General features: G+C 71.1%; 3 protein-coding genes. All 3 read right to left on the reverse strand.

The window, feature by feature from the left end; all coding sequences use genetic code 11:
- Positions 1 to 510 (reverse strand): N5-glutamine methyltransferase family protein (locus BN11_RS16055; RefSeq protein WP_048701712.1); only part of this gene is annotated, 510 nt, incomplete at its 3' end.
- Between the two features lie 79 nt (positions 511 to 589).
- Positions 590 to 1,669 carry a peptide chain release factor 1 gene (gene prfA / locus BN11_RS16060; protein WP_048699373.1) on the reverse strand — a complete coding sequence of 360 codons (1,080 nt, stop codon included), beginning with the start codon at positions 1,667 to 1,669 and terminating at the stop codon, positions 590 to 592.
- 79 nt (positions 1,670 to 1,748) lie between these two features.
- Positions 1,749 to 1,964, reverse strand: a complete 216-nt coding sequence (gene rpmE / locus BN11_RS16065) for a 50S ribosomal protein L31 (RefSeq protein WP_048699375.1) — start codon at positions 1,962 to 1,964, stop codon at positions 1,749 to 1,751.
- Positions 1,965 to 2,256 lie beyond the last annotated feature (292 nt).

Raw genomic sequence — 2,256 nt, forward strand, 5'->3', positions numbered from 1 at the left:
CCGCAACTCCACAGGCGACCCGAGGGCCTCGACATTGCGCCGCGCCCAGGCGACGGCGAGATCGGACAACTCGACGGCATACACCCGCGCGGCCGGCACCTCGTCGGCGACGGCGAGCGCGATCGCCCCCGAGCCCGTGCCCAGGTCGACGACCACCGGCGCCGGCCCGGCGGCGCGCGCGGCCTCGATCGCGAGCCCGGCGACCATCTCGGTCTCGGGGCGCGGCACGAAGACCCCCGGCCCCACCTGGAGGGTCAGGTGACGGAAGTAGGCGCGCCCGGTCAGGTGCTGCAGCGGTATGCGGTGGCTCCGCCCCTCGATCAAGTCGCCGAGTCGATCCTCCTGCGCGGCAGTGAGTTCCGCGCCGACGATCATCCGGCGACGCACCTCCGACGGCTCGATGCGGAGAACGAAGGAGACCAGTTCGACGACATCGGCGTCGGGCGACGGGACACCCGCCTCGGCGAGCCGGGCGGCAGCGTCCCTCATCACCTGCCGCAGGCCGCTCACCGCCGCCCTCGCCCCACGTCGACAGTGCGCGACGCGCCGTCATCGCCGCGCCATTGCGGCGCGTCGTGCACTCTCGACGTCATGTGGGTTCGCCGAGGGCCGCGAGACGCGCGGCCTCGTCGGCGGCCATTGCGGCCTCGACCACCGGGTCCATCTCGCCACCGAGGAAGATCTCGAGGTTGTAGGCCTTGTAACCGGTGCGGTGGTCGCTGATGCGGTTCTCGGGGAAGTTGTAGGTGCGGATCCGCTCCGAACGGTCGACGGTGCGCACCTGCGACTTGCGGGCGTCGGAGGCGGCCGCTGCGGCCTCGTCCATCGCCATCTGGTGGAGCCGGGCGCGCAGCACGCGTAGGGCCGATTCCTTGTTCTGCAGCTGGGATTTCTCGTTCTGGCACGAGACGACCACGCCCGTGGGCACGTGGGTGATCCGCACCGCGGAATCGGTCGTGTTGACGCTCTGTCCGCCGGGGCCGGAGCTGCGGTAGACGTCGATGCGCAGATCGTTCGGGTCGATGGAGACGTCGATCTCCTCGGCCTCCGGCATCACCCAAACGCCCGCGGCGGAGGTGTGGATGCGGCCCTGGCTCTCCGTGACCGGCACCCGCTGCACCCGGTGCACGCCACCCTCGAACTTCAGCCGCGCCCACGGCGCCTCGCCCGGACCGGGGTTGCCCTTGGCCTTGACCGCCACCTGGACATCCTTGTAGCCGCCGAGGTCGGACTCCGTCGCATCGATGACCTCCGTGCGCCAGCCGCGCTTCTCGGCATACCGCAGGTACATGCGCAGCAGGTCGCCGGCGAACAGGGCCGACTCCTCGCCGCCCTCCCCCGCCTTGACCTCGAGGATGACATCGCGGTCGTCGTCGGGATCGCGCGGTATGAGGAGCCGGCGCAGCTTCTCCTCGGCGGCCTGGTGCGCCTCCTCCAGGGCCGGGATCTCCTCGGCGAACGCGGCGTCCTCGGCGGCGAGCTCGCGGGCCGCGCCCAGGTCCTCGCCCGCCGTCTGGCACGCGTGGTATGCCGCGACGACGGGGCTCAACGCGGCATACCGCCGGCCGACATCGCGATAGCGCGCCTGGTCGCCAACCACCTCCGGGTCGGCGAGCTGGGCCTCCAACTCGGCGTGCTCGGCGAGCAGGGCCTCGGCGGACTCGAGCATCAGGACTTCCTTTTCGGTATGCCGTGGCAAAAGCGAACGCGCCGGCCCACCACGAGGGTGGACCGGCGCGCCGGGAAAGCTACTTGGCGGCCTTCTTGCCGTAGCGGGCCTCGAAGCGGGCCACGCGGCCACCGGTGTCGAGGATCTTCTGCTTGCCCGTGTAGAACGGGTGGCAGTTGCTGCAGACGTCGGCGTGGATGACGCCGTTCTTGGCCGTGCTGCGCGTGGTGAACGTGTTGCCACAGGTGCAGGTCACCGTGGTCTCCACGTAGTCGGGGTGGATGTCCTTCTTCAACGCTGCTCCTTAGGCAGATCGGCCGGGTCGACGAGCCCACTTGTCGCAAAGTGCAAGCCCTGCGCCATCGGCGGCGCCTGTCGTGAACCGGCCCAACCTCTCAATTGTGCCAGAGAGGGTTGCCCTCACCCAAACGCGCGGCGACCCGGCCACATTCCCTGACGCGGCAGGCCCGGCATACTGGCCCCCGTGAGCGAGGAGCCGGAGGAGACGGCCGCCGCGGAGGCGGAGCCGACGAGCGCGGCCGAGAAGCCGGCGAAGCGGCGCGGCCCCGGCCGCCCGCCCTCGCCCA

Source organism: Nostocoides australiense Ben110, from assembly GCF_001050535.1.
GTDB lineage: Bacteria > Actinomycetota > Actinomycetes > Actinomycetales > Dermatophilaceae > Nostocoides_A > Nostocoides_A australiense.